The following is a 4,050-nucleotide window of genomic DNA, read 5'->3' as shown; positions in this document are numbered from 1 at the left end:
CCATCCGAGAAGGGCTAGATAGTTCATCAATCCAACACTAAGATAACCTTCCCTTCTGAAATGGTCTACACTCGTGTGACCATGCCTCTTTGAAAGAGGAGCTCTGTCACTTCCAAGAATCAGAGGTATATGCATAAAAGTTGGTGGTTCCCAGTTGAGGGCCCTGTATATCATTATCTGTCTGGGAGTGTTTGTAAGATGATCTTCCCCTCTGAAAACGTGTGTGATGTCCATCATGTGATCATCGACGACCACTGCAAAATTGTAGGTAGGAAATCCATTGGACTTAATTATTATGAAGTCAGAGAAGTTCTCATTCTCAAAGGTCATCTCCCCCTTTGAAAGATCGGAAAAATGCGTCTTGCCTACCGGAATCTTGAACTTGACGGTATAGACCTCATCGTCTGCCAATTTGGGGAGCTCAGCCGAGGTCCGCAGAATATTTTCCTGATCGGATTTCGAATAGACAGCACAATACGCTAGACCCCTTTCAATAAGCTCTTGAGCATATCTATCGTAGAAGCCAAGCTCTACTCGCTCACTCTGCCTATAGGGCCCGAAGTCTCCACCAATATCCGGCCCCTCCGACCAGTCAAGACCGCACCATTTCAGTGAGGAGAGAATCTGATCTTCAAATATCTTCTCAGAACGCTCAGTATCGGTATCTTCTATTCTCAGCACAAAACTTCCATTTTGATTTTTCGCGAACAACCAGTTAAATAGCGCTGTCCTTACACCGCCAACGTGAAGATTGCCGGTAGGACTTGGCGCAAATCTACACCTTACCATTGTCTGCCTCCTTAAGGAACCTCTCAAGATCTTCAATACTATCTGCCACCTTTATTTCGACTGTTTTTCTCACGTCCAAATACTTGTCATCTATAAGTACCGATCTGATCCTGTCGGTCCAACCGCCTGTATTCTTCAGAAGAATTACTGGGCGTCCGTATGAATACGAGGAGACAATCTCAAGTAATGTCCCGGCCTGACCCCCCATAGATATTACTACATCGGCAGACTTGGTGAGTATCAATGATCTCAAAGCAAAATCCATTCCGGTTCGAATTCTAACCTCATTGTGATTGTTTCCTTCATCGCCGGTAGGGAGAACTCCAACTACCCGGCCTCCTTCTATAGAGACGGCTCTCGAAACAAGTTCCATCACTCCATCTCTTCCACCGGTCATGACAACATGCCCATGTCTGGCAAGCAACTTTCCGACTTCTTCGCAAATACTTCGAAGCTCCTTTACAGGGCTGTTGTTGACAGAACCCGAATATCCAATAACTGCTACGTGAAGCATCATTCGTCACTTCCCAGATATTTCTCAACAACCTGACTATCTGAGAGCACGGACTCCGGGTCACCTGAGGAGATCACTTCTCCCTTGTACAGAACGTAAAGCCTGTCGACAACCTTAGCTATTGAAGAGACATCGTGATCTGTTACAATAACTCCAATCCCCCTTTTCTTCAACTTCCTAATCATCTTTTGTATATCCTTTACAGTCATCGGATCAATTCCAACGAAAGGTTCGTCCAATAGTATAAATGACGGGGAAAGAGTCATTGTTCTTGCAAATTCCAGTCTTCTCTTTTCTCCTCCTGATATAAGAGAAGCGACTTGATCTTTCAGCGAAAGAATTCCAAACTCGTCAAGAATCTCGCTTGCCCTTTCATAGCAATTGTCTTCCTGACCCGTGAGCCTCATAACCATTGTCAGATTCTCAACTACGGTAAGGCCTCTGAAAATCGACGTTTCTTGCGGGAGGTAAGCGATTCCTCTCCTTGACCTTTCATGAATTGGGAGATGCGTTATGTTTTCATCATCAAGAAAGATACTACCTGAGTTAGGAATAACGATTCCAAGAATTGACTTGAAGGCGGTTGTTTTCCCGGCCCCATTTGGCCCCAGAAGACCAACCACCTCAAGAGAAGATGCCTCCAATGAGACATCTTTCAATACTCTTCTTCTTCCATAGCGCTTGTCAAGATGCTCGCACCTCAGATAAGAAGGATCACTCAATTCTGAAAACCTTTCATGTACTCAATTATTGCGTCGGTAATATCATATGCAGTAGAACCATAAACGACTATCTCACTAGAGATAACCATGTCGATCCCGATGAATGTTGCGTAATCCTTAATTCGCTTGTTAACCTGTTCCAATATGACCTGCAGTTTTGCATTGTAAGTAGTTTCCAGTGTCTGTTCGTACTGACTTTTCTTGGCGAGAATCTCCTGCTGTTTCCGCAGAAGCGCATCCTGTCCTGCGCCAGAATTTGCCAGATCTTGATACTCCTTGCTCAGACTGTCAAGCTGACCCTGATAGAACTCTGTGTCTTTCTGATAATCGGTGTTCAAAGTTACCCAATCTTTTGTAGCTTCAAGAACTTTCTGCATATCGGCAAATGCGATTTTTGCAGGCTCAGATGGTCCTGCACCGCTTTCAGAGACTACAATTGCCCCGACCGCTGATACCATTATCACGACAAGAAGAAATTTCAAGGATCTTTTCACAAAAACACCTCCTAAAATACTCTCTTTGAATCCAGTAAGATCGTCACGGGGCCACTATTCACAAGTTCCACATTCATGTGTGCCTGGAAGACCCCTGTCTCAACTTTCACAGTCTTAGACGCTGTCTGGAGAAAATAGTTGAAGAGATCCATGGCTACCTCTGGCTCAGCGGCATCAGTAAAAGAGGGTCGTCGACCCTTCCTAGCATCTCCCATAATTGTGAACTGCGAAATCGCAAGAAGTGCCCCAGAGACATCTATTAGTGAAAGATTCATTTTCCCGTTTTCGTCTTCGAAGATACGCAGGTTCAGAGTCTTGTCTACCAACCATTCCGCGTCTTTCCTGCTATCCTCCCGGCCAACACCGACCAACACCAGAAGCCCCTTATCTATCTTTCCTGTTACTTTACCATCTACTAACACACTTGCTCTATTAACTCTTTGAACTACAGCCCTCACGCTACTCCTCCGAATCTCTTGACGTTCTGAACACCCTTCATGCCCCTGAGACTCTCCATCACTGAAGTAAGGTGGGCAACGTCTTTCACAAGGATATTCGCAATCAGTGTATCATATCCCCATCTTCCTGCTTCAACGGAGTACTTCATTACTTTTGCATTCTTGTTTTCAAGTCTTTCAAGGAATTTGTGAATCAGGGTTTTGTCCGTGCCATCAAATTCTACTACTATCCAGGCGTTGAATTTCCCTCCAGTAACGATATTCCAATGAGACTCCACCAGTTTATCCTCGCTAATGTCTTTCAAATTGCGGCAGTTGCGGTTGTGAATCGAAATTCCCCTACTACTCATCACAGCAATTATGTCGTCTCCCGGGAGCGGCGTACAGCACTTTGCAAAATAGACGGCAATACCCGTCTCGCCTCCAACTGTCACTTCATTTCCCTTTGCCTGTTTCTGCTTGACCAATTCGGTCTCTTCGGGAAGAGTCTCGACCTCTTCCTCTTTGGGCGCAAGAATGCTAAGAACCTCTCCCATTGTTATCGATCCATCTCCGAGCTTACTGAAAAGATCGTTCTCGTTGTGTGCGCCGAGCCTGTTCATAAGGGACTTTATCTGTTCTCCCTGGATCAAATCGTCCATTGAGACAGCAAGCCGCTTACTTATCTTTCTGAATATCTCCTTGCCTCGTTCCACTAGTTTCGCGGAGTACTCATTCTTGAAGAATCTCTTTATCTTAGCCTTTGTCGAATTTGCCCGAACGTACTTCAACCAATCAAGGCTTGGACCTTCGCTCGATTTATTCACTATTACCTCTACTCTGTCTCCAAGCTGCAACTCATAGTTGACGGGAACGAGTCGATCATTTACCTTCGCACCGGCGTAATGATGGCCAACTTCAGTATGAATAGCGTAAGCGAAATCTATTGGTGTCGCTCCTTTTGGAAGATGAACAACCTCACCCTTTGGTGTGAAGACGAACACCTCCTCGACTTCTAGTTCTCGAGAAATCGATTCCATGTCCTTGAAGCTTTCGATGAAATCCTTCTGCCAATCAACAAGCTGCGTAAACCA

6 protein-coding genes are annotated in these 4,050 nt (G+C 45.1%); all 6 read right to left on the bottom strand.

Annotated elements, in window-relative coordinates:
- A partial coding sequence (gene gltX / locus B3K42_RS12480) for a glutamate--tRNA ligase (RefSeq protein WP_292599079.1) occupies positions 1-789 on the bottom strand: 789 nt, incomplete at its 3' end.
- A complete protein-coding gene (locus tag B3K42_RS12475; protein ID WP_292599077.1) occupies positions 776-1,306 on the bottom strand; it encodes a TIGR00725 family protein in 531 nt (176 codons plus the stop codon). The genes B3K42_RS12475 and gltX, both read right to left, overlap by 14 nt.
- Complete coding sequence (gene lptB / locus B3K42_RS12470; RefSeq protein WP_292599075.1) at positions 1,303-2,025, bottom strand: LPS export ABC transporter ATP-binding protein; 723 nt, start codon at positions 2,023-2,025, stop codon at positions 1,303-1,305. The genes B3K42_RS12475 and lptB overlap by 4 nt, the downstream gene beginning before the upstream one ends.
- Entirely contained in the window at positions 2,022-2,519 is a 498-nt protein-coding gene (locus B3K42_RS12465) for an OmpH family outer membrane protein (RefSeq protein WP_292599073.1), read from the bottom strand. The genes lptB and B3K42_RS12465 overlap by 4 nt, the downstream gene beginning before the upstream one ends.
- A gap of 11 nt (positions 2,520-2,530) precedes the next feature.
- Complete coding sequence (dtd, locus tag B3K42_RS12460; protein ID WP_292599071.1) at positions 2,531-2,977, bottom strand: D-aminoacyl-tRNA deacylase; 447 nt, start codon at positions 2,975-2,977, stop codon at positions 2,531-2,533.
- Positions 2,974-4,050 (bottom strand): TGS domain-containing protein (locus B3K42_RS12455; protein ID WP_292599067.1); only part of this gene is annotated, 1,077 nt, incomplete at its 5' end. The genes B3K42_RS12455 and dtd, both read right to left, overlap by 4 nt.

The sequence above is a fragment of the Mesotoga sp. UBA6090 genome (assembly GCF_002435945.1).
Taxonomy (GTDB): Bacteria; Thermotogota; Thermotogae; order Petrotogales; family Kosmotogaceae; genus Mesotoga.
The sequence above is the reverse complement of the archived record's forward strand: the minus strand, read 5'-3'. Positions and strand labels throughout refer to the sequence as shown.